The sequence below is a fragment of the Mycobacterium sp. NGS40 genome, assembly GCF_059812735.1.
Genome location: NZ_JCALDG010000002.1, coordinates 1 through 18912 on the forward strand (window position 1 = coordinate 1; position 18912 = coordinate 18912).

Sequence of the window (18912 nt, forward strand, 5' to 3'; positions counted from 1 at the left end):
CTCGGACACACGACTGAGGCGAGCGAAATGACCGCTTGCGTTCATTTCCGAGCCGATGGAGTGTGTTGAGCGGCGAAGCCGCGATCACACAATGTGAATGGCCGCGCCGAATCCGGAGGTCTTCAGCGGGTCCGGCGCCGACACAGCCGACGTCGTCGCGGCAATGTGCTAGAGCGCCGCCAGCAGGCTGTTGAAGCCCTCGGTCATCGACGGGTGGGTGTAGATCGAATCCCGCAGCTCCGAGGCGGTGATGCCGTGCCGCATGGCCAGCGCCACCGTGTTGATGACCTCGTGCGAGTCGTAGGACAACAGCGCCGCCCCGAGAATCATGTCGCTGCCGGAGTCGACGACGACCTTCATCATGCCGGCATCCTCGCCGACGATCCGGGCACGCGGCATCGTCGCCATGTCCGCGACACGCATGCTGGCGACTTTGACGTCGTGCGCCTGCCGGGCCTCCTGCTCGGTCAGGCCGACCCGAGCCAGCGGCGGCGTCATGAACAGCGCGTAGGGCACGGCCGCCCGCGTCGTGGTGCTGCGTTTGCCGTCGCCGTCCAGCTGCGACAGCACGACGCGGTAGTCGTCGAGCGAGATGTAGGTGAATTGCGGTCCACCGTTGACGTCGCCGACGGCGAAAATGTGCGGCTGGCTGCTGCGCAGGTGGTGGTCGACGACGATGGCGCCCTTGGCCGTGGTGTCGACACCCGCGGCGTCCAGGCCGAGGCCGTCGGTGACGGGTTCCCGGCCCAGCGCCACCAGGATCGCGTCGGTGTCGATCTCGCGGGTGGCGCCGTCGACGTGGTACGACACCGTCGAGCCGCCGGTACCGTTGCCGGACACCGAGGTGACCGATGCCGACGTGACGACGTCGATGCCGCGGGCGACGAGGATGTCGCGGGCGCAGTCGGCGACATCGGCGTCCTCGCGGCTCAGCACCCGCGGCCCACGGTCGAGGATCGAGACCTGCGAGCCGTAGGCGGCATACATCGCCGCAAACTCCAGACCGACATAACCGCCGCCCAGCACGGTCAGCCGCTTGGGCAGTTCGGCCGTGCCGAGCAGGTCGGTACTCGTGTACACACCGGGCGCGTCGGCGAGCCCGGGAACCGGCGGCAGCACCGGCCGCGAACCGGTGCCGACCACGATCCATTTCGCGGCAACTGTAATTGCTTGTCCGTCAATGGTTTTGACATTCAGCGTATGGGGTTTGGTGAACTGCGCATGTCCGGTCAGCACCGTCACCGTGTCGATGCGATCGAGGGTCGCGAAGTTGATGTCACGCAAGGACGCGGTCAGCTGTCCGGTGGCAGTGACGGCCTCCCGGTAGCGATCGGGATGGGTGGTGGACGCGTCGAGATGCTCGGAGCGGAACACCATCGATTTCGTAGGTACGCAACCGATGTTGATGCAGGTGCCGCCGTACATCAACGGGGACTGCTCGATCATCACCACCCGCCAGCCACGCTTACCCAGCGCGGCCGCGAGCGTCTTGCCGCCCTTGCCGAAGCCGACAACCGCCAGATCCACCTCGAGTGACGTCACGCCAGCAGTGTATTGGCCCAATCCCTTTGATGCACAAGCTATTCGATTGGCCGGAAAGCGCTTGGTAAGGTGGTGCGCACCTGATGAATCCACGAAACGGCTTTCTGCGCCGCCCGGCGACGCGATCCTCGCGATTTTCGCGGTCCTTCAAGGACCGCCAGGAAGCCGGTCGCGCGCTGGCCGAGCAGCTAATGTCTTACCGCGACAAGGACGACGTGCTGGTGCTGGGCCTGGCGCGCGGTGGCCTTCCGGTCGCCTGGGAGATCGCCTCGGCGCTACACGCCGAGCTGGATGTATTCCTGGTTCGCAAGCTGGGGGTGCCGCGCTGGTCGGAACTCGCGATGGGCGCGCTGGCCAGCGGCGGCGGCGTGGTGATGAACGACAACGTGGTCTCCAGCCTGCACATCACCGACGAGCAGGTGCGCGAGGTCATCGACAGCGAAACGGCGGAGCTGGCGCGACGCGAGCACGCGTATCGGGGTGGCCGGCCCGTCGCCGACCCGCGAGGCAAGACCGTGATCCTGGTCGACGACGGCATCGCCACCGGCGCCAGCATGATGGCCGCCGTCCGGGCTGTTCGGGCCGCCGAGCCGCAGTACATCGTCGTCGCCGTCCCGGTAGGGCCGCAGTCTGTTTGCCACGACCTCGCACAAGTGGCCGACGACGTCGTATGCACAACGATGCCACCGGGATTCGAAGCCGTGGGACAGGTTTACGGCGACTTTCATCAGGTCGGCGACGATGAGGTGCGCCAGCTGCTGCGTACGCCGACGCGCTGAGGCTACTTGGCCGGGTCCTCGCCGCGGGTGTCGGCCGCGACCGTCTCGTCGGCCGGCTGCTCAGCGGTTTCGTCCGCAACTTCCTCCGGGTAGTCGACCGCCTCGGCCTCTTCGGCCGGCTGCTCGTCGCGGGCTTCGTCACTGGTGTCGCGGCGCTGCCGTTCCCGCAGTGCGTCGACGATCAACAGCACGACACCCAGGACGCTGGCGCCGATGCACACCCAGGCGACCAGCTCATTGCTCGTCACGACTGCGAACACCAGCGCGACAAGCCCGATCAGGGCCAGTACCAGCGCAATGATCAGCATCGGTCATCCTCCAGCCGACGGGCGGGACTGCCAGGTCCAGTGCACATAAGTGTGCCGAACAGGGCGTCCGGCACTAGTCCCGGCTAGTTATTACCCCGATTGAATTGGTCGAACCCACCAGCATCGGCGCTCGAGTCGACGGGAGCCGCCGATCCGCGCTGGCCGAGTTCCTCGAGCTGGGACTCGAGGTAGGTCTTGAGGCGGGTGCGGTATTCGCGTTCGAAGGTGCGGAGCTGCTCAAGACGGCCTTCCAGCACGGTGCGCTGCTGGTTGATGGTGCCCATGATCTCGGAATGCTTGCGTTCGGCGTCGGCCTGCAGGGCGTCGGCCTTCTCCTGCGCCTGACGCAACTGCGTCTCGGAGCGGGTTTGCGCGTCGGCCAGCATCGCGTCGGCGCGCTGACGGGCTTCGGTGACCGTGGTTTCGGCGGTCTGCCGGGCCTCGGTCAGGATCTGGTCGGCGTTGGCGCGGGCGTCGGACAGCAGCTTGTCCGACTCGGCCTGCGCGGTGCTGGTCAGCCGATCCGCGGTGTCCTGGGCCAGGCTCAGCACGCGGGCCGCCTTGAGGGCCTGCTCCTCGTTGGTCCCGGTTGCGGCCGCCGGCGCGGGCGCCGCCTTGACCGGTTCCGGCTCGGGCTCGGGCTCGGGCTCGAAAACAGGGGCAACAGGGGCGGCCTGAGCGGCAGGGGCGGCGGCGGCGGCGCCGCCACCGGCGGCCAATTCGCGGTCCAGCTCCTCGACCCGCTGGCGCAGATCGGAGTTCTCTTCGATGAGCCGCGTCAGCTCGTTTTCCACCAGGTCGAGGAACGCGTCGACCTCGTCCTCGTTGTAACCGCGCTTGCCAATAGGCGGCTTACTGAACGCCACATTGTGGACGTCGGCTGGTGTAAGCGGCATTGTTTCGTCCCCTCAAGTTCCCGTCAAACGTTCTCGAAAGTGTAGAACGGAGTGGCAGCGGTTGTGCAACTGCCGCCCATCCTGTCACACCAGACCCGGCGGTTGCCGATTAGCCCAATAAATAAGATCCAATTTCAAACACTAAGAGTCATAAAATCCCAATCCTTAGAATTTGCAAATCGCGCGCATCAAACCGAGGCCGATCCGTGCCCAAACCGTCGCTTAGGGCCGCCAACACATAACGCGACTCACGCCGCGGCGCCGAAAGCGAGCTGCATGCCGATGAACGCGACCAGCAGAAGGACCATGATGGACAGGTCGAAGCGGACCGCTCCGATGGTGAGCTGAGGGATCAGTCGGCGCAGCAATTTCACCGGCGGATCCGTGATCGACATGATGATCTCGAGGATCACCACGGTGAGGCCGGTGGGATGCCAGTCACGGCTGAACGAGCGAATGAACTCGACGACGACCCGAGCGATGAGCAGCAGCCAGAAAATGAACAGCGCAAACCCAAGGATCTGAAAGAACAGCACCAACGAGAGCCCGACCTTACCGATGAGACGTCAACCGCCGCGCGACAGCGCGACATCGCAAGAGTACCGACTCACCCTCGAGCGGACATCTCAGATGCACCGCATCGGCAGGCGGATGCCAGCCACCTGACGCCGCGCTGTCGCGGGGAAAATGCGGCTATTGGTAAGCGTAGAAGCCGGTTTCCGCGATCCGGCGGCGCTCCTCCGGCGAAACGTCGACGTCGGCGGGCGACAGCAGGAACACCTTGGTTGCCACCTTGTCGAACGAGCCACGCAGGGCGAACGCCAGCCCAGCCGCGAAGTCGACCAGCCGCTTGGCGTCCGCGTTATCCATCGACACCAGGTCCATGATCACCGGGGTGCCGTCACGGAACCGCTCGCCGATGGTGCGAGCTTCGCTGTAGTCCTTCGGCCGCAGCGTCGTGATCTTCGACAGCGGGTGGCCGTCCTCGAACATCATCGCCATCCGGCGCGGGTCCATGGCCAGGGCGCCACGGGTGCCGCCACCGCGGAGGAAGGAACCCAGCCGCGGGCGGCCCATCTCCGGGCGGTCGAACTCACGGCCCCGGAACGGCGGCGGCTCGTCGGCGTACCCACCGCGGTAGCCGGCCGGCGCGTAGTCGGCGGGCTCGCCGCGTGGGTCGTCGTATTCGGGGCGGTCATAGCCGCGGCCGTAATCTTCGTCGAAGCGAGCACGAGGGAATCCGCGCGACGGTGCGCGATCGTCGTAGTACTCGTCTTCGTAGTCGTCCATCGGGGCCATACCGAAATAGGCCTTGACCTTATGCAGTGTGCTCATTGCGTACGACCCCTTCTAGCCCCTGGGATTTCTGTTGTCTGTGATGAAGGTGTGACTACAGTGACTACTCACGGTGACGGTAGCCGCCGTGGGCCCAATAGCGCGGTACCGACACGCACACACGTCGAACCGTGTTTTACGGCAATTTCGAAATCGTTGGACATACCGGCGGACAGACCGACGGCGTTCGGATGCGCTTCCAGCACCCGGCGGTGTTCGGATTGCAGCCGCTCAAAGGCCGGTTCGGGGTCGGCGCCCAGCGGCGGAATGCCCATCAGCCCGACCAATTCCAGACCTTGCGACTCCTCGACCTGCGCACAAAGCTCGTCGAGGGGCCCCGGCGTCGTGATGTCGATGCCGCCGCGCGAGACGTCGCCGTCCAGACTGACCTGAACGTAGACGCGCAGCGGCTGCTGTCGGCCACCTTCGGCCAACGTTGCCGTCACCGCCCGTTCCAGCGCCGTTACCAGTTGCGGGCTGTCGACCGAGTGAGCGGTGTGCGCCCACCGGGACAGCGGACGCGCCTTCTTGCGCTGAATCCGTCCAACCATGTGCCAGTGCAACTCTCGCGAATCCGGCCGCCCCGAAGTCGCGGAAGCACAAGCCAAGCGAGTGAGTTCCGCCACCTTTGCGGCCGCTTCTTGTTCCCGCGATTCGCCTACCGATCGACAACCCAATCGAGACAAAATCGCGACATCGGTTGCCGGAAAGAATTTGGTAATTGGAAGAAGTTCAATTTCGCCGACATTGCGTCCCGCCGCTTCCGCGGCCGCCGCTAGTCGCGAACGCACTGCGGCCAACGCGTGAGTCAATTCAGTTTCGCGGTCGCCCTGACTCGAGGCCGAGTCCGCCATTCCAACCGCCATCGGGGTCACTCCATCCAGACCAGCGACGCCAGCCGCCCGGTCGGGGCGTCCCGGCGGTGACTGAACAGGGCGGCGTCGGCAACCGTGCAGCGCGGATCGACGTCAATCGACGTGACGCCCAAAGCCTTTAGCTGGCAAGCGATTCCGGCCCGAAGGTCCAGCCCTGGCTTGCCATTCGCGGTGGTGGCGCGGCTGCCCGGCAGGGCCGCCTCGACCTCGTCGGCCATCGCCGCGGGCACTTCATAGTTGGCTCCGCTGACCGCCGGGCCGAGCAGTGCCGAGATGTCACCTTCCTGCGCGCCCAGCTTCAGCATCGCCTCCACCGTGCGTGCGACCACACCCCGCGCCGCGCCGACGCGTCCGGCGTGCACGGCCGCGACCACCCCCGCGCGCGCATCGGCCAGCAGCACCGGCACACAGTCGGCGGTCACCACGGCCAACGCCAGTCCGGGCGCGCCCGTCACCAAGGCATCGGTGTCGTCGAAGGCGGTATCCCGCGGCGCGTCGACCACCTCGACCCGATCGCCGTGGACCTGGTTCATCCACACCACCCGGTCGGCGCCCAGGCCGATGGCGCGGGCCAGCCGGGCACGGTTGGCGGCGACCGCCACGGGATCGTCACCGACGTGGTCGCCGAGGTTGAAGGTGTCGAAGGGCGGTTTCGAGACGCCGCCCGCGCGGGTCGTCGTCACTCGCCGGATACGAACGGTCACGTAACCAGTATCCGGAGCGTCGCGTCTGCGCTGGTTCGGCTCAGCGGCGCATGAAGGGCGGCACATCGACGTCGTCGTCATCGCCACCGATACTCAGCGTCGCGCCATTGGTGTGCACCGGGACGCTGACGGCGTCGACCGGCTCGAACAGCGTCGAGGTGAGCTTGCCCGCCTTGGCCGACTCGATCCGGTGGGCACCGCCGGCCTTCTCCCCCTTGTCGGCGCTGCCGCCGACCACGGGTTTGCGCCCGGGTCCCTGGGCATCGAAGCCCGCGGCGATGACGGTCACGCGCACTTCGTCGCCCAGCGAGTCGTCGATCACGGTTCCGAAGATGATGTTCGCGTCCTGGTGGGCGGCGTCCTGCACCAGCGACGCCGCTTCGTTGATCTCGAACAGGCCCAGATCGCTACCGCCGGCGATCGACATCAGCACGCCCTGGGCGCCCTCCATCGAGGCTTCCAGCAGCGGGGAGTTGATCGCGATCTCGGCGGCCTTGAGCGACCGGCCTTCACCGCGGGCCGAGCCGATGCCCATCAACGCCGTTCCGGCGCCGGACATGATGCCCTTGACGTCGGCGAAGTCGACATTGATCAGACCGGGGGTGGTGATCAGGTCGGTGATGCCCTGGACGCCGTTGAGCAGTACCTCGTCGGCGCTGCGGAACGCGTCCATCAGCGATACCGCGGCATCGCCCATCTGCAGCAGCCGGTCGTTGGGGATCACGATCAGGGTGTCGCAGCTCTCGCGCAGCGCGTTGATGCCGTTTTCGGCCTGGTTGCTGCGCCGTTTGCCCTCGAACGAGAACGGCCGGGTGACCACGCCGACGGTCAGCGCGCCCAGCTTGCGCGCGATGCTGGCGACGACGGGCGCGCCGCCCGTACCCGTCCCGCCGCCCTCGCCGGCGGTGACGAACACCATGTCCGCACCGCGGAGCAGCTCTTCGATCTCGTCCTTGGCGTCCTCGGCGGCCTTACGCCCGACCTCGGGATCGGCACCGGCGCCCAATCCGCGGGTGGAGTCGCGGCCCACATCGAGCTTGACGTCGGCGTCGCTCATCAAGAGTGCCTGCGCATCGGTGTTGATCGCGATGAACTCGACGCCCTTGAGGCCCTGTTCGATCATCCGGTTGACGGCGTTGACGCCGCCGCCACCGATACCCACAACCTTGATGACGGCCAGGTAGTTATGCGGGGGGGTCATCATCTCGTCTTCCTCCCTGGTGGGGATTCGGTCCTTGCCGGTAAAGTTGCGGTTCCCCTGGCAAACTCTCAACCTCAACCATAGAGTTAGAGTTATGTCAAGTAGTTCCGCGCAACCAGAACGGTATGGGTACTACGCGCACTAACCCCGCAGGCGCGCCGACGCGCCGCGTGCAAATTTTGGTCAATTTCAGGCCGCGTTGCGCGAGCGTCACGCCAGCGTGGCAATCGAGCGCGAGCGTTGCGCCAGCCTCACACTCGGCGAGAAAGCCGAGCCTGGCCCTACTTGACGGTGGGCAGATCGGGACTGGACACGTCGTAGGTCTTGCCCGGCTGGGTGAGCAGGGCGGCGAGCTTTTCGGCCTTCTCATCCGTGCGGTCGGTCGTCCCCCAGATCACCACTCGCCCATCGCCGAGGGTGAGCGTGATCGAGGCCAGCGACGGCGCCGCGATCCGGCCCACCTGGCCCGCGACCTCGGGGCGCAGCGCCAGCAGCACCTGTAGCGCGGCCTTGGTCGTCGGGTCGGTCGGCCCGGGGTTGGCGACGTCGATATACGGCAGCGCCGGCGGCGGCGGCCCGGTCGCGAAGTCGACTCCGTCGCGGTCGAACAGGTGCGGCCCGTCGGGAAAGTCCTTCACCACGACGGGAATTCGCTCGACGATCGTGATCCGCAGCGCCGACGGGTACTGCCGCTGCACCCGGGCGCTGGCCACCCGGCGGATCGCGGCCACCCGGTCGGCGACCTGGTTGGTGTTGATCTGCAGTAGCGGCGTGCCGACCCGCACCTGCGCGGCGTCGAGGACCTCTTCGCGGGTTACCGCGCCGGTGCCGGTGACCACGATGTTGCGCGCCGACATCACCGGCGTGAAGTAGAGGATCAGCGCCAGTCCGACCCCGACGACGACCAACATCACGGTCGCGAGCAGCATCTTGAGGCCCCGCACGACGCCGCGCGCAGGTTTTTTGGGGGCGTCGGGTCCGCCGCCGACGCGGCCGCTGGCCCGGCGCTTGGCTTCGCGGCGCGCCTCCTCGATCGCGATGGCCCGTTCCTGCGCGGCGCGGCGCTCGGCTCGTTCGCGGCGGGCCCGGCGGCGCGGTCCCTCGAATTCGACCTGCTCGTCCTCGGCGCGGCCGGCAACCGGGCGGGCCTCTTCGACGGGAATCGGTTCGGTGACCGCGTTCTCGTCGGCCGGCGGGGTGCGTTCACCTGGGTCGGCGGCCAGGTCGTTGGGCTCGGTCATCGCAATACCCCGGGCTGGCCGGGCGCGCTGCGATTGGCGCGCACCCGCAGCGCATTCACGATTTCGGGACCCAGCAGCGTCACGTCGCCGGCCCCCATCGTCACGATCACATCCCCGGGGCCGGCGGCCGCGGCAACCTGCTCGGCGACGGCGGAGAAATCGGGCAGATAGCGCGCGGGCACGCTGACGTGCTCGGCGACACTGGCCCCACTGACACCGGCCAACGGCTGTTCGCGCGCCCCGTAGACGTCGAGCACGAACACCTCGTCGGCGGCGTCCAGGGCGTGGCCGAACTCGGCGGCGAAAGCCTTTGTCCGCGAATATAAGTGAGGCTGAAACACCACCAACGAGCGACCCTCGCCGCCCTGCTCGACGACCGTGCGGACCGCCGCCAGCGTCGCACTGATCTCGGTCGGATGGTGGGCGTAGTCGTCGAACACCCGCACCGAGCCGACCGTTCCGACCAGTTCGAAGCGCCGGCGTACGCCCTCGAAACCGGCCAGCCCGTCGAGCACCTCGTCGGTCGGGGCGCCGACTTCGATCGCGGCCAGCAACGCACCCAGCGCGTTGAGCGCCATATGCCGTCCGGGCACCGACAGGCGCATGGCCCGCACGGGTTCGTCACCCAACCGGATATGTGCGACGGCTCCGGTGCCCTGCTGTTCCCAGGAGAGCAGCGTGCCGGCCAACTGCTGGTCGGGCGCGGATCCGTAGCGCAGCACCCGGATTCCCAGTTCGCTGCTGCGCTGCGCCAGCGCGGCGGCACCCGGGTCGTCGGTGCAGACCACCAGCGCTCCGCCCGGGGCCAGCCGCTCGACGAAGGCGTCGAAGACCGCGACGTAGGCGTCCTCGCTGCCGTAGAAATCGAGGTGATCGGTCTCGATGTTGGTGATCACCGCGACGTTGGGCGTGTATTCGAGCAGCGAGCCGTCGCTTTCGTCGGCCTCGGCGACGAAGCAGTCACCGCTGCCGTGGTGGGCGTTGGTGCCGGCCTCGCCGAGATCCCCGCCGACCGCGAACGACGGGTCGCGCCCGCAGTGCTGCAGGGCCACGATCAGCATCGACGTCGTCGTGGTCTTGCCGTGGGTGCCGGTGACCATCAGCGTGGTCCGCCCGTCCATCAGCTTGGCCAGCACGGTCGGCCGCAATACCACCGGAATGCCGCGGCGCCGGGCCTCGACCAGCTCGGGGTTGGTCTTCGGGATGGCGGCGTGGGTGGTGATGACCGCGGTCGGGCCGCCGGGCAGCAGGTCCAGCGACGACGGGTCGTGCCCGATGCGGATCTGGGCGCCCCGGGCCCGCAGGGCGTGCACACCGCGGGATTCCTTGGCGTCGGACCCGGACACCTGGGCACCGCGGTCCAGCAGAATGCGGGCGATGCCCGACATCCCGGCTCCCCCGATGCCCACCATGTGCACCCTTGAAAGCTCGGGGGGCAACTGGTCGGCGCTCATCGCGCTCCCCTGGCTGCCTGCCCCCTATCACGTGCTTGTCGCGCGATGTCCAGGGCCGCCGCGGCGACCTGGCGCGCCGCGTCCGGATGCCCCACCCGGGCGGCGGCCGCGGTCATCGCCGCCAGCCGCGGCGGGTCGGTGAGCAGCCCGCTCACCTCCCGGGCCACCAGGTCCGGCGTCAGAACGGCATCGGGGACGACAATGCCGCCGCCGGCGTTGACCACCGGCAGCGCATTGAGCCGCTGCTCGCCGTTGCCGATCGGCAGCGGGACGTAGATGGCCGGCAGACCCACGGCCGACACCTCGGCGACCGTCATCGCCCCGGACCGGCAGATGGCCAGGTCCGCGGCGGCATAGGCCAGGTCCATCCGGTCCAGGTACGGCACCGCCCGGTACGGCGGATCGCCGTCCTGGGGTTCGCGCAGCTCGAGAGTGTTCTTCGGCCCGTGCGCGTGCAGCACGGACACGCCCGCGGCGGCCAGCTCGGCGGCGGCCCCCGAGACCGCGCGGTTGAGCGAGACCGCGCCCTGCGAACCGCCGAACACCAGCAGCACCCGCGCGTCGTCGGCGAACCCGAAGTGCCGGCGCGCCTGGGCCCGCAGCGCCGCGCGATCCAACGAGGTAATCGTCGCGCGGACCGGCACCCCGACTACCTCGGCGTGTCGCAGCCCGGAATCCGGCACCGCGGACAGCACCCGGTCCGCCGAGCGGGCCCCGACACGATTCGCCAGCCCGGCACGGGCGTTGGCCTCGTGAATGACCACCGGGATACGACGCCGGACCTTGGGGAAACCGCGGGCGGCGAGGTACGCCGGCAGGGCCACATAGCCGCCAAAACCCACCACCACGTCCGCGTCGACGACGTCGAGCACCGAGCGGGTCTCGCGCACGGCGCGCCACACCCGCGGTGGCAGCCGGGCCAGGTCACCGCTGGGTTTCCGGGGCAGCGGCACCGGGGTGATCAGCTCGAGGTGGTAGCCGCGTTCCGGCACCAGCCGGGTCTCCAGTCCGCGCGAGGTGCCCAGCGCGGTGATCCGGACCTGCGGATCCAGCGCGCTCAGGGCATCGGCGACGGCCATCGCGGGCTCCACATGGCCGGCCGTGCCGCCGCCGGCCAGTACGACCGACAAGGCACCGGCGGGCGAGGGACTAACCCCCTGCCCGCCGGTCGGCTCGCTGAACGTGTGATTCACCCGTAACGCTGACCTTCCAGTGCGCGAGCGCGCCGTGTTTGGCGCTGACCGGCTCCCTGTCTGGGGTAGCGCTGATCAGATCCATGATGCCTTGACCGCGGTTCGGTGCGAACAGCTGTCCGCGGAAAAACCGGGCGCAGCGGCGGCTCGGGCTGGCGGCGTCCCTTACGCGCGGGTGGCTCGGCCTTCCGGGCGGGGGCCTTACGCCCACGTGCCGGGGCCGACGGCCGCGGCGCTCGCGGCTGCGACTTCTTGCGGTCGCGGAACGACTCGAGGCGCGTCGGCGAATACGGCTCGGGCAGCGGCAGCCGCAGCAGCCGGTTCATCTTGTCGTCGCGCCCGGCGCGCAGGGCCGCCACCGCCTCGGGCTCATGACGCGCCGCGTTACACATGATGCCGATCATGAAAAGTGTTGCGGCCGTGGATGTTCCGCCCGCCGATATCAATGGCAGCTGCAGGCCGGTGACCGGCAGCACGCCGATCACGTAGCCGATGTTGATGAAGGCCTGACCGAGGATCCACATCGTGGTGGTGGCGGTCAGCAGCCGCAGGAACGGGTCGGCCGACCGGCGGGCGATCCGCATCCCGGTGTAGGCGAACAACCCGAACAGCGCCAGCAGCCCGAAGGCGCCGATGAAGCCCAGCTCCTCGCCGATGATCGCGAAGATGAAGTCATTGTGCGCATTGGGCAGGTAGTTCCACTTCGCGGTGCCCTGGCCGAGGCCGTCGCCGAAGATGCCGCCGTGGGCGAGCGCGAACTTCGCCTGCCGCGCCTGGTAGCCGGTGTCCATCGGGTCGTTCTCGGGGTTGATCCACGAGCGCACCCGGTCCGACCGATAACCGGCGGACATGGCCAGCACGGCGCCGGCCATGAAGACCGCGAGCAGCGATGTGCCGAAGACGCGCAGCGGCAGGCCGGCGTACCACAGCAGGGCCAGCAGGATGATGCCCATCGACACCGTCTGGCCAAGGTCAGGCTGGGCGACGATCAGCCCGAGCGCGATGACCGCCGCCGGCACCAGCGGAATCAGCATGTCGCGCAGCGAGGCCCGCTCCATGCGCCGCGACGCCAGCAGGTGCGCACCCCAAATGGCGAAGGCGATCTTGGCCAGCTCGGAGGGCTGCATGGAGAAGCCCGCGACCACGAACCATTTCCGCGAGCCGTTGGCGAGGTTGCCGATGCCGGGAACGAGCACCAGGACCAGCAGGATGATCGTGACGACGTAGCCCGGGAAGGCCACCCGGCGGATGAAGCGGATCGGCACGCGCATCGCGACGTAGGCCGCGAAGACCCCGATGACGGTCCACAACACCTGCTTGCCGAAAATCACCCACGCCGACCCGTCGTCTCCGTAGGACCGCACCCCCGAGGCCGACAGCACCATCGTCAGGCCCAGGGTTGTCAGCAAACCGGCGATCGCGATGATCAGGTGGAACGAGGTCATGGGCCGGTTCAGCCACGCGCCGAACCGGGCGCCCGGACTGTGCTGCGGATCCTTGACCTCGACTTTCGCCGTCGCCGGGGCCGTGTCAGGGGCCGCGTCCGGCACTTCGTACGGGCTGGTTTCGGAGGCGTCGGACGGCTCGACGGCTTCCACCGCGTCCGTCGGTTCCCCGGCGTCCGTCACGGTGTCGGCCCCGGTGCTTTCCGGGAGGGCACCGGCCGCCTCGACCGGCTCGGCCGGCGACTCGATGTTCTTCTTGCCCCGGCGTAGGCGCCGGGTCAGCGCGTTACCCACACCCGCCTACCGCAGCGCCGCGCGTACGGCGGCGGCGAATGCGTCACCACGGTCGGCGTAGCTGCTGAACTGGTCGAATGATGCCCCCGCCGGTGCCAGCAGCACCGTGTCTCCCGACTTGGCCAAATCACGAGCCGCCGCCACAGCAGCGGTCATCACGCGAGCGCCGAGACTATCCCCCACACTGTCAACTTTTGTCACATTAGTATCAGCAGTCGCATGCATACCAGCATCCTCGCCTGTCACAACCTGGACGACGGGGACATCGGGCGCGTGTCGCGATAACGCCTCGGCAACCTCTTGACGGTCTCGGCCGATGAGTACCGCCCCGACCAGCCGAGATGCCATCCGGGCGACCTCCGCGTCCAGCGTCGCGCCCTTGAGCAAACCGCCGGCCACCCACACCACCCGCGGGTAGGCCATGACCGACGCCTCGGCGGCGTGCGGGTTGGTCGCCTTCGAATCGTCGACGTAGGTGATCCCGTCGGCCACCGCGACGACTTCGGACCGGTGCCGTCCCAGCCGAAACGTCGAGATGGCGTCGGCGATCGCGGCCGCGGGCACGTCAACGCAGCGGGCCAGCGCCGCCGCGGCCAGGGTGTCGAGCACGCCGACCGGGCCGGGCACCGGGATGGCCGAGGCCGGCAGCAGGGTCAGGTCGTCGGCAAACGCGCGGTCGACCAGCTGACCGTCGCGCACCCCGAGTTCGCCGGCAACCGGCTCGCCCAGCCGGAAACCCACCCGCACCGGAGCCGCCGCGGTGCTGAGCAGGGCAGCGGCCCGGCCGTCGTCCAGCCCGACCACCGCGACCCGGCCGTTCAGCACCCGGGCCTTGGCGGCGGTGTACTCGGCCATCGACGCGTGCCAATCGAGGTGGTCCTCGGCGATGTTGAGCACCACACCCGCATCGGGCCGCAGCGACGGTGCCCAGAACAGCTGGAAGCTGGACAGTTCGACGGCCAGCAGATCGGCCGGCTGGTCCAGCACGTCGAGCACCGGGTCGCCGATGTTGCCGCACAGCAGGCTGCGCCGCCCTCCGGCGACCAGCATGGCGTGCAGCATCGACGTCGTCGTGGTCTTGCCGTTGGTGCCGGTCACGACCAGCCAGCGGCGCGGTGTGCCGTAACACCCCGCGGCGTCCAGCCGCCAGGCCAGTTCCACGTCACCCCAGATCGGGATGTCCGCCGACGCGGCGGCGGCCAGCACCGGCGCCGACGGCTGGAATCCGGGGCTGGTGATCACCAGCGCATAGTTCGCGATCCGCTGTACCGCGGTCGCGGGATCGACTGTGGGAACCCCGTTTTCGGCATAAGGCGCCAGCATGGCCGGATCGTCGTCGCACAGGGTGGCCACGGCGCCGAACCGGGTCAGCGCACCCAGGATCGCCCGGCCGGTCACCCGGGCGCCGGCGATCAGGACGGGTGCACCCACGGACAGCGGTTCGAGCCCGGACATGTCATGCGCCGATCGTGGCGAGCCACTCACCGTAGAACAGCGCCACTCCCAGCCCGCACGCGATCGCGGTGAGCAGCCAGAAGCGGATGATGACCGTTGTTTCGGCCCAGCCGCTCAACTCGAAATGGTGATGGAAGGGCGCCATCCGGAACACCCGGCGCCCGGTGGTCCGGAAGGTGAGAATCTGCAGCACCACCGAGACGACCTCGGCGACGAACAGCGAACCCAGCACCACCGCGAGCAGCTCGGTGCGGCTGGTGACCGACAGACCGGCGATGATGCCGCCCAGCGCCAGCGAGCCGGTGTCACCCATGAAGATCTTGGCGGGCGCGGCATTCCACCACAGAAAGCCGATGCAGGCCCCCGCGGTCGCGGCGGCGACCAACGCGAGGTCCAGCGGATCGCGCACGTTGTAGCAGCCCAGGCCCGGCGCGGTAGCGCACGCGTTGCGGTACTGCCAGAAGGTGATCAGCACGTAGGCGCCGGTGACCATCGCCATGCAGCCCGCGGCCAGTCCGTCCAGGCCGTCGGTGAAGTTGACCGCGTTGGACCAGGCGCTGACGATGACGACGCAGAACAGCACGAACAGTCCGGGAGCCAGTGTGACGGTGGCGATTTCGCGCACGTAGGAAATGTCCGCGCTGGCCGGCGTCAGGCCGTTGGCATTGTGGAACTGCAGGACCAGCACGCCGAACAGCACCGCGGCCACGATCTGCCCGACCGTCTTGGCCGTCTTGTTCAAGCCCAGGTTGCGCGAGCGGCGGATCTTGATCAGGTCGTCGAGGAAGCCGACGCCACCCAGCATGGTGGCCAACCCCAGCACCAGCAGACCGGACGCGGAGGCGCCCTCCCCGTCGAACGCCAGCCCGGCGAGGTGCGTGCCCAGGTAGCCGGCCCAGATGCCCGCCACGATCGCCACGCCGCCCATCGACGGGGTGCCGCGTTTGGTGTGGTGACTCGGCGGGCCGTCCTCGCGGATCTGGTGGCCGAAGCCCTGCTTGGTGAACAGCCGGATCAGCGCAGGGGTCAGCAGAATCGACACGGTCAGGGCGATCGCGACGGCGACGAGGATCTGCCTCACGAACGGACCTCGCCCGCGGGTGCGTCGGCGACCAGCGCCTCGGCCAGCGCGCCGAGTCCGGCGGCGTTCGAGGCCTTCACCAGGACCACGTCGCCGGGCCGCAGTTCGGCCCGCAACACCTCGAGGGCGGCGTCACCGTCGGCCACCTGCACGGCCCCTCTATCACCGGAAGCACCCCACGAACCCCATGCCCCTTCCAGGACCGCAGCGTGGTGCATGGCGGTTACCGACCTCCCCATTCCCACGACAACAAGTCGAGACACATCTAAGCGCACCGCCAGCCGGCCGATGGCATCGTGCTCGGTTATCGCGTCCTCCCCCAGCTCGGCCATCTCGCCGAGCACCGCCCAGCTCCGGCGCGCGGTGGCAGGGGCAGCCCCGCTACCGCGGGCAATCTGAGCCAGCGCCTGCAGTCCCGCGCGCATCGAGTCCGGGTTGGCGTTGTAGGCGTCGTCGATCACCGTCACCCCGTCGGCGCGATTGGTCACCTGCATGCGGTGGCGCGACACCGGGCCCGCCGCGGCCAGCGATGCGGCGATCTGCTCGACACTGGCGCCGCACTGCAGGGCGACCGCACCGGCGCACAGCGCGTTGGTGACCTGGTGTTCGCCGTACACACCGAGCTGCACCTCGGCCTCTACAACGCCTTGCGCGCCCATCGCGTGCAGGGTAAATCGCGGCCTGGCCAATTCGTCCAGCGACACGCCCTCGGCCCAGACGTCGCTGGGCCCCGAATCGGTCTCGCTGGATCGGCTGACCCGAACCACCCATCCCGCGCTGACGTGCGCCATCGCCGCCACCGATGGGTCGTCGACGTTGAGGATGACCACGCCCGACGGTGGAACAGATTGTGGCAGTTCGGATTTGGTGCGCGCAATCGCCTCTCGCGAGCCGAACTCGCCGAGGTGCGCGGTGCCGACATTGAGCACCACGCCGATGACGGGCGGGGCGATCTGCGCCAGCGCGGCGATATTGCCGGGATGGCGTGCCGACATCTCCAACACCAGGTAGTCGGTGCGCCGGGTCGCCCGCAACACCGTCCAGGGATGGCCCAGCTCGTTGTTGAACGACCCGGGTGGCGCCACCACTTCACCCAGTGGCTCGAGCACCGCGGCCACCAGATCCTTGGTCGACGTCTTGCCCGACGACCCGGTGATCCCGATGATCGCAAGCCCGCCGGCCACCAGCTCCTCGGCCACCGCCTTGGCCAGCTTGGCCAGCGCGTCGAGCACCGCCGCGCCCGAACCGTCCGGGTCGTGCTCGAGCACCCCGGCCCGCGAACCCGAAGCGCCTTGTGGGGCAACGACAATGGCGGGCACCCCGACCGGCCGCGCGGCCAGCACCGCGACCGCACCGGCCGCGACCGCCGAGGCCGCGTGGTCGTGTCCGTCCGAGCGGGCGCCGGGCAGCGCCAGGAAGAGGCCGCCTTGGCCGACGGCGCGGGAGTCGAATTCGACGGTCCCGGTGACGCGCAGTTCGGCGGCGTCTTCCGGCGTGATGTCGGCCAGGGTGCCGCCGACGATTTCAGCGATCTGCGCGACGGTCAACTCGATCATCGGCGGTCTTCCAGCGCCTGCGCGAGTTCGACGCGGTCGTCGAACGGGCGGACGACATCCCCGGTGCGCTGGCCGGTTTCGTGGCCTTTGCCGGCGATGAGCACCACGTCGCCGGGGCCGGCCCAGCCGACCGCGTGCCTGATCGCCTCGCGCCGGTCACCGATCTCGACCACCTCCGCTTTCAACCCAACCGCTCCATTGAGGATTTCGCGGCGGATGGACGCGGGGTCCTCGCCGCGCGGGTTGTCGTCGGTGACGACGACCAGGTCGGCCAGTTCGGCGGCGACGGCGCCCATCGGCGCCCGCTTGCCGGGGTCGCGATCGCCGCCTGCGCCGAACACCACCGCCAGCCGACGTCCCGGCCGCAGCAGGGTGGTCAACACCGCCCGCAGCGCGCCCGGCTTGTGGGCGTAGTCGACCAGGGCCAGGAAATCCTGGCCGCGGTCGATCTGTTCCAGCCGCCCCGGAACGCGGGTATTCAGCAGCCCGTCCGCCGCCTGCTCCGGGGAGACCCCGACCGCGTCGAGAATCGCCAGTGCCACAAGACAATTCGCGATATTATAGGCGCCCGTGAGGCGAATGCCGATCCGGTGCTGAGCGCCGGCGGGGTCCACGGCGGTGAACTCTTGTCCCACTCCCAGCGGCGTCACGTCCGTCGCGCGCCAGTGCGCCGGCCCTCCGGTGGCGCTGACGGTGATCGGATCGATGGCCCGCTCGGCCATCGCGCGCCCGGCCTCGTCGTCGATGCACACCACGGCCCGGTGGGCCCGCAGCGGCGAATTCGCGTCGAACAGCAGGGCTTTGGCGTCGAAGTAGTCGGCCATGGTGGGGTGAAAGTCGAGATGGTCGCGGGACAGGTTGGTGAAACCCCCTACCGCGAACCGGGTTCCGTCGACCCGGCCCAATGCCAGCGCGTGACTGGAGACCTCCATGACGACGGTGTCCACCCCGCGTTCGGCCATCGCGGCCAGCATCGCTTGCAGCGCGGGTGCCTCCGGGGTGGTCAGGGCGCTGGGGATGTCGGCGCCGTCGATGCGGATGCCGATGGTGCCGATCAGCCCCGCGGTGCGGCCGCCGGCGCGCAGACCCGACTCGACCAGATAGGTGGTGGTGGTCTTTCCTGACGTGCCGGTGATGCCGACGACCGTGACGGCCTCGGACGGGTTTCCGTACACGGTGGCGGCCAGCCCGCCGAGCACGCTGCGCGGCGCGGGATGCACCAGCGTCGGCACCGCGCATGAGCCCATCTCGTCAACTCCGGCAGCGTCGGTGAGCACCGCGACCGCGCCGCGGCCGATCGCGTCGCCGGCATAGCGGGCGCCGTGGGTGGCCGAGCCGGGCAACCCGGCGAACAGGTCGCCGGGACGCACATCCTGGGCACGCAGCGTCACGCCGGTGATCGGCAGGTCCGGGACGGCCGCCAGACCATCCGGGTCGTCGGCCGTCACCGCCCCCACCTGCGCCGCCAGCGCGGGCAGTCGCACCGGCGCGGTGACGCGGGGGCGCAGCTCGGTGAGTACCGACACTTCCGTCACACCTCCCTGGACGCCGCG

Annotated in this window: 16 protein-coding genes and 1 pseudogene; 1 reads left to right on the forward strand and 16 read right to left on the reverse strand. The window is 69.0% G+C overall.

The window, feature by feature from the left end:
* Positions 1–168 precede the first annotated feature (168 nt).
* Entirely contained in the window at positions 169–1542 is a 1374-nt protein-coding gene (locus tag AC5Y5O_RS03470) for an FAD-dependent oxidoreductase (RefSeq protein ID WP_500023780.1), read from the reverse strand.
* Positions 1543–1625: 83 nt separating this feature from the next.
* On the opposite strand from AC5Y5O_RS03470, the pseudogene AC5Y5O_RS03475 reads away from it, so the two are divergent.
* Positions 1626–2321: pseudogene (locus AC5Y5O_RS03475) on the forward strand (phosphoribosyltransferase); the annotation flags it as partial.
* A 2-nt stretch (positions 2322–2323) separates the two neighbouring features.
* Here AC5Y5O_RS03475 and AC5Y5O_RS03480 read toward each other — a convergent pair.
* The 15 genes from AC5Y5O_RS03480 to AC5Y5O_RS03550 all read right to left on the reverse strand — a co-directional run bounded on the left by AC5Y5O_RS03480 (position 2324) and on the right by AC5Y5O_RS03550 (position 18894).
* Positions 2324–2629: a hypothetical protein gene (locus tag AC5Y5O_RS03480; RefSeq protein ID WP_096288556.1), complete on the reverse strand. Its 306-nt coding sequence runs from the start codon at positions 2627–2629 to the stop codon at positions 2324–2326.
* 83 nt (positions 2630–2712) lie between these two features.
* Positions 2713–3525: a DivIVA-like cell division protein Wag31 gene (wag31, locus tag AC5Y5O_RS03485; RefSeq protein WP_500023782.1), complete on the reverse strand. Its 813-nt coding sequence runs from the start codon at positions 3523–3525 to the stop codon at positions 2713–2715.
* 248 nt (positions 3526–3773) lie between these two features.
* Positions 3774–4064, reverse strand: a complete 291-nt coding sequence (locus AC5Y5O_RS03490; protein WP_044506515.1) for a YggT family protein — start codon at positions 4062–4064, stop codon at positions 3774–3776.
* Positions 4065–4218: 154 nt separating this feature from the next.
* Positions 4219–4860 carry a cell division protein SepF gene (locus tag AC5Y5O_RS03495; protein WP_096288561.1) on the reverse strand — a complete coding sequence of 214 codons (642 nt, stop codon included), beginning with the start codon at positions 4858–4860 and terminating at the stop codon, positions 4219–4221.
* A gap of 68 nt (positions 4861–4928) precedes the next feature.
* Positions 4929–5714: a YggS family pyridoxal phosphate-dependent enzyme gene (locus AC5Y5O_RS03500; RefSeq protein WP_500024116.1), complete on the reverse strand. Its 786-nt coding sequence runs from the start codon at positions 5712–5714 to the stop codon at positions 4929–4931.
* Between the two features lie 17 nt (positions 5715–5731).
* The gene (pgeF, locus tag AC5Y5O_RS03505) at positions 5732–6439 is read right to left on the reverse strand and encodes a peptidoglycan editing factor PgeF (RefSeq protein WP_207768543.1); all 708 of its coding nucleotides are present in this window, start codon (positions 6437–6439) and stop codon (positions 5732–5734) included.
* Between the two features lie 40 nt (positions 6440–6479).
* A complete protein-coding gene (gene ftsZ, locus AC5Y5O_RS03510; RefSeq protein WP_096291208.1) occupies positions 6480–7640 on the reverse strand; it encodes a cell division protein FtsZ in 1161 nt (386 codons plus the stop codon).
* Between the two features lie 281 nt (positions 7641–7921).
* Positions 7922–8881, reverse strand: coding sequence for a cell division protein FtsQ/DivIB (locus AC5Y5O_RS03515; protein WP_096288569.1), 960 nt, complete (start codon positions 8879–8881; stop codon positions 7922–7924).
* Entirely contained in the window at positions 8878–10335 is a 1458-nt protein-coding gene (gene murC / locus AC5Y5O_RS03520; RefSeq protein WP_096288572.1) for a UDP-N-acetylmuramate--L-alanine ligase, read from the reverse strand. Before murC ends, AC5Y5O_RS03515 begins: the two co-directional genes overlap by 4 nt.
* Positions 10332–11528 carry an undecaprenyldiphospho-muramoylpentapeptide beta-N-acetylglucosaminyltransferase gene (gene murG / locus AC5Y5O_RS03525; protein ID WP_096288575.1) on the reverse strand — a complete coding sequence of 399 codons (1197 nt, stop codon included), beginning with the start codon at positions 11526–11528 and terminating at the stop codon, positions 10332–10334. Before murG ends, murC begins: the two co-directional genes overlap by 4 nt.
* Entirely contained in the window at positions 11525–13267 is a 1743-nt protein-coding gene (ftsW, locus tag AC5Y5O_RS03530; RefSeq protein WP_243394080.1) for a putative lipid II flippase FtsW, read from the reverse strand. The genes murG and ftsW overlap by 4 nt, the downstream gene beginning before the upstream one ends.
* Positions 13268–13273: 6 nt before the next feature.
* A complete protein-coding gene (murD, locus tag AC5Y5O_RS03535; protein ID WP_096288578.1) occupies positions 13274–14722 on the reverse strand; it encodes a UDP-N-acetylmuramoyl-L-alanine--D-glutamate ligase in 1449 nt (482 codons plus the stop codon).
* A gap of 1 nt (position 14723) precedes the next feature.
* A complete protein-coding gene (mraY, locus tag AC5Y5O_RS03540) occupies positions 14724–15803 on the reverse strand; it encodes a phospho-N-acetylmuramoyl-pentapeptide-transferase (protein WP_096288580.1) in 1080 nt (359 codons plus the stop codon).
* Positions 15800–17359, reverse strand: coding sequence for a UDP-N-acetylmuramoyl-tripeptide--D-alanyl-D-alanine ligase (locus AC5Y5O_RS03545; RefSeq protein WP_096288583.1), 1560 nt, complete (start codon positions 17357–17359; stop codon positions 15800–15802). Before AC5Y5O_RS03545 ends, mraY begins: the two co-directional genes overlap by 4 nt.
* Entirely contained in the window at positions 17356–18894 is a 1539-nt protein-coding gene (locus tag AC5Y5O_RS03550) for a UDP-N-acetylmuramoyl-L-alanyl-D-glutamate--2,6-diaminopimelate ligase (RefSeq protein WP_243394082.1), read from the reverse strand. The genes AC5Y5O_RS03545 and AC5Y5O_RS03550 overlap by 4 nt, the downstream gene beginning before the upstream one ends.
* Positions 18895–18912 lie beyond the last annotated feature (18 nt).

Bases quoted from the DNA above. Each gene is read 5' to 3' on its own strand.
- AC5Y5O_RS03480 (WP_096288556.1), bottom strand. From the start codon at position 2,629: ATGCTGATCATTGCGCTGGTACTGGCCCTGATCGGGCTTGTCGCGCTG.
- wag31 (WP_500023782.1), bottom strand. From the start codon at position 3,525: ATGCCGCTTACACCAGCCGACGTCCACAATGTGGCGTTCAGTAAGCCG.
- AC5Y5O_RS03495 (WP_096288561.1), bottom strand. From the start codon at position 4,860: ATGAGCACACTGCATAAGGTCAAGGCCTATTTCGGTATGGCCCCGATG.
- AC5Y5O_RS03500 (WP_500024116.1), bottom strand. From the start codon at position 5,714: ATGGCGGACTCGGCCTCGAGTCAGGGCGACCGCGAAACTGAATTGACT.
- ftsZ (WP_096291208.1), bottom strand. From the start codon at position 7,640: ATGACCCCCCCGCATAACTACCTGGCCGTCATCAAGGTTGTGGGTATC.
- AC5Y5O_RS03515 (WP_096288569.1), bottom strand. From the start codon at position 8,881: ATGACCGAGCCCAACGACCTGGCCGCCGACCCAGGTGAACGCACCCCG.
- murC (WP_096288572.1), bottom strand. From the start codon at position 10,335: ATGAGCGCCGACCAGTTGCCCCCCGAGCTTTCAAGGGTGCACATGGTG.
- murD (WP_096288578.1), bottom strand. From the start codon at position 14,722: ATGTCCGGGCTCGAACCGCTGTCCGTGGGTGCACCCGTCCTGATCGCC.
- AC5Y5O_RS03545 (WP_096288583.1), bottom strand. From the start codon at position 17,359: ATGATCGAGTTGACCGTCGCGCAGATCGCTGAAATCGTCGGCGGCACC.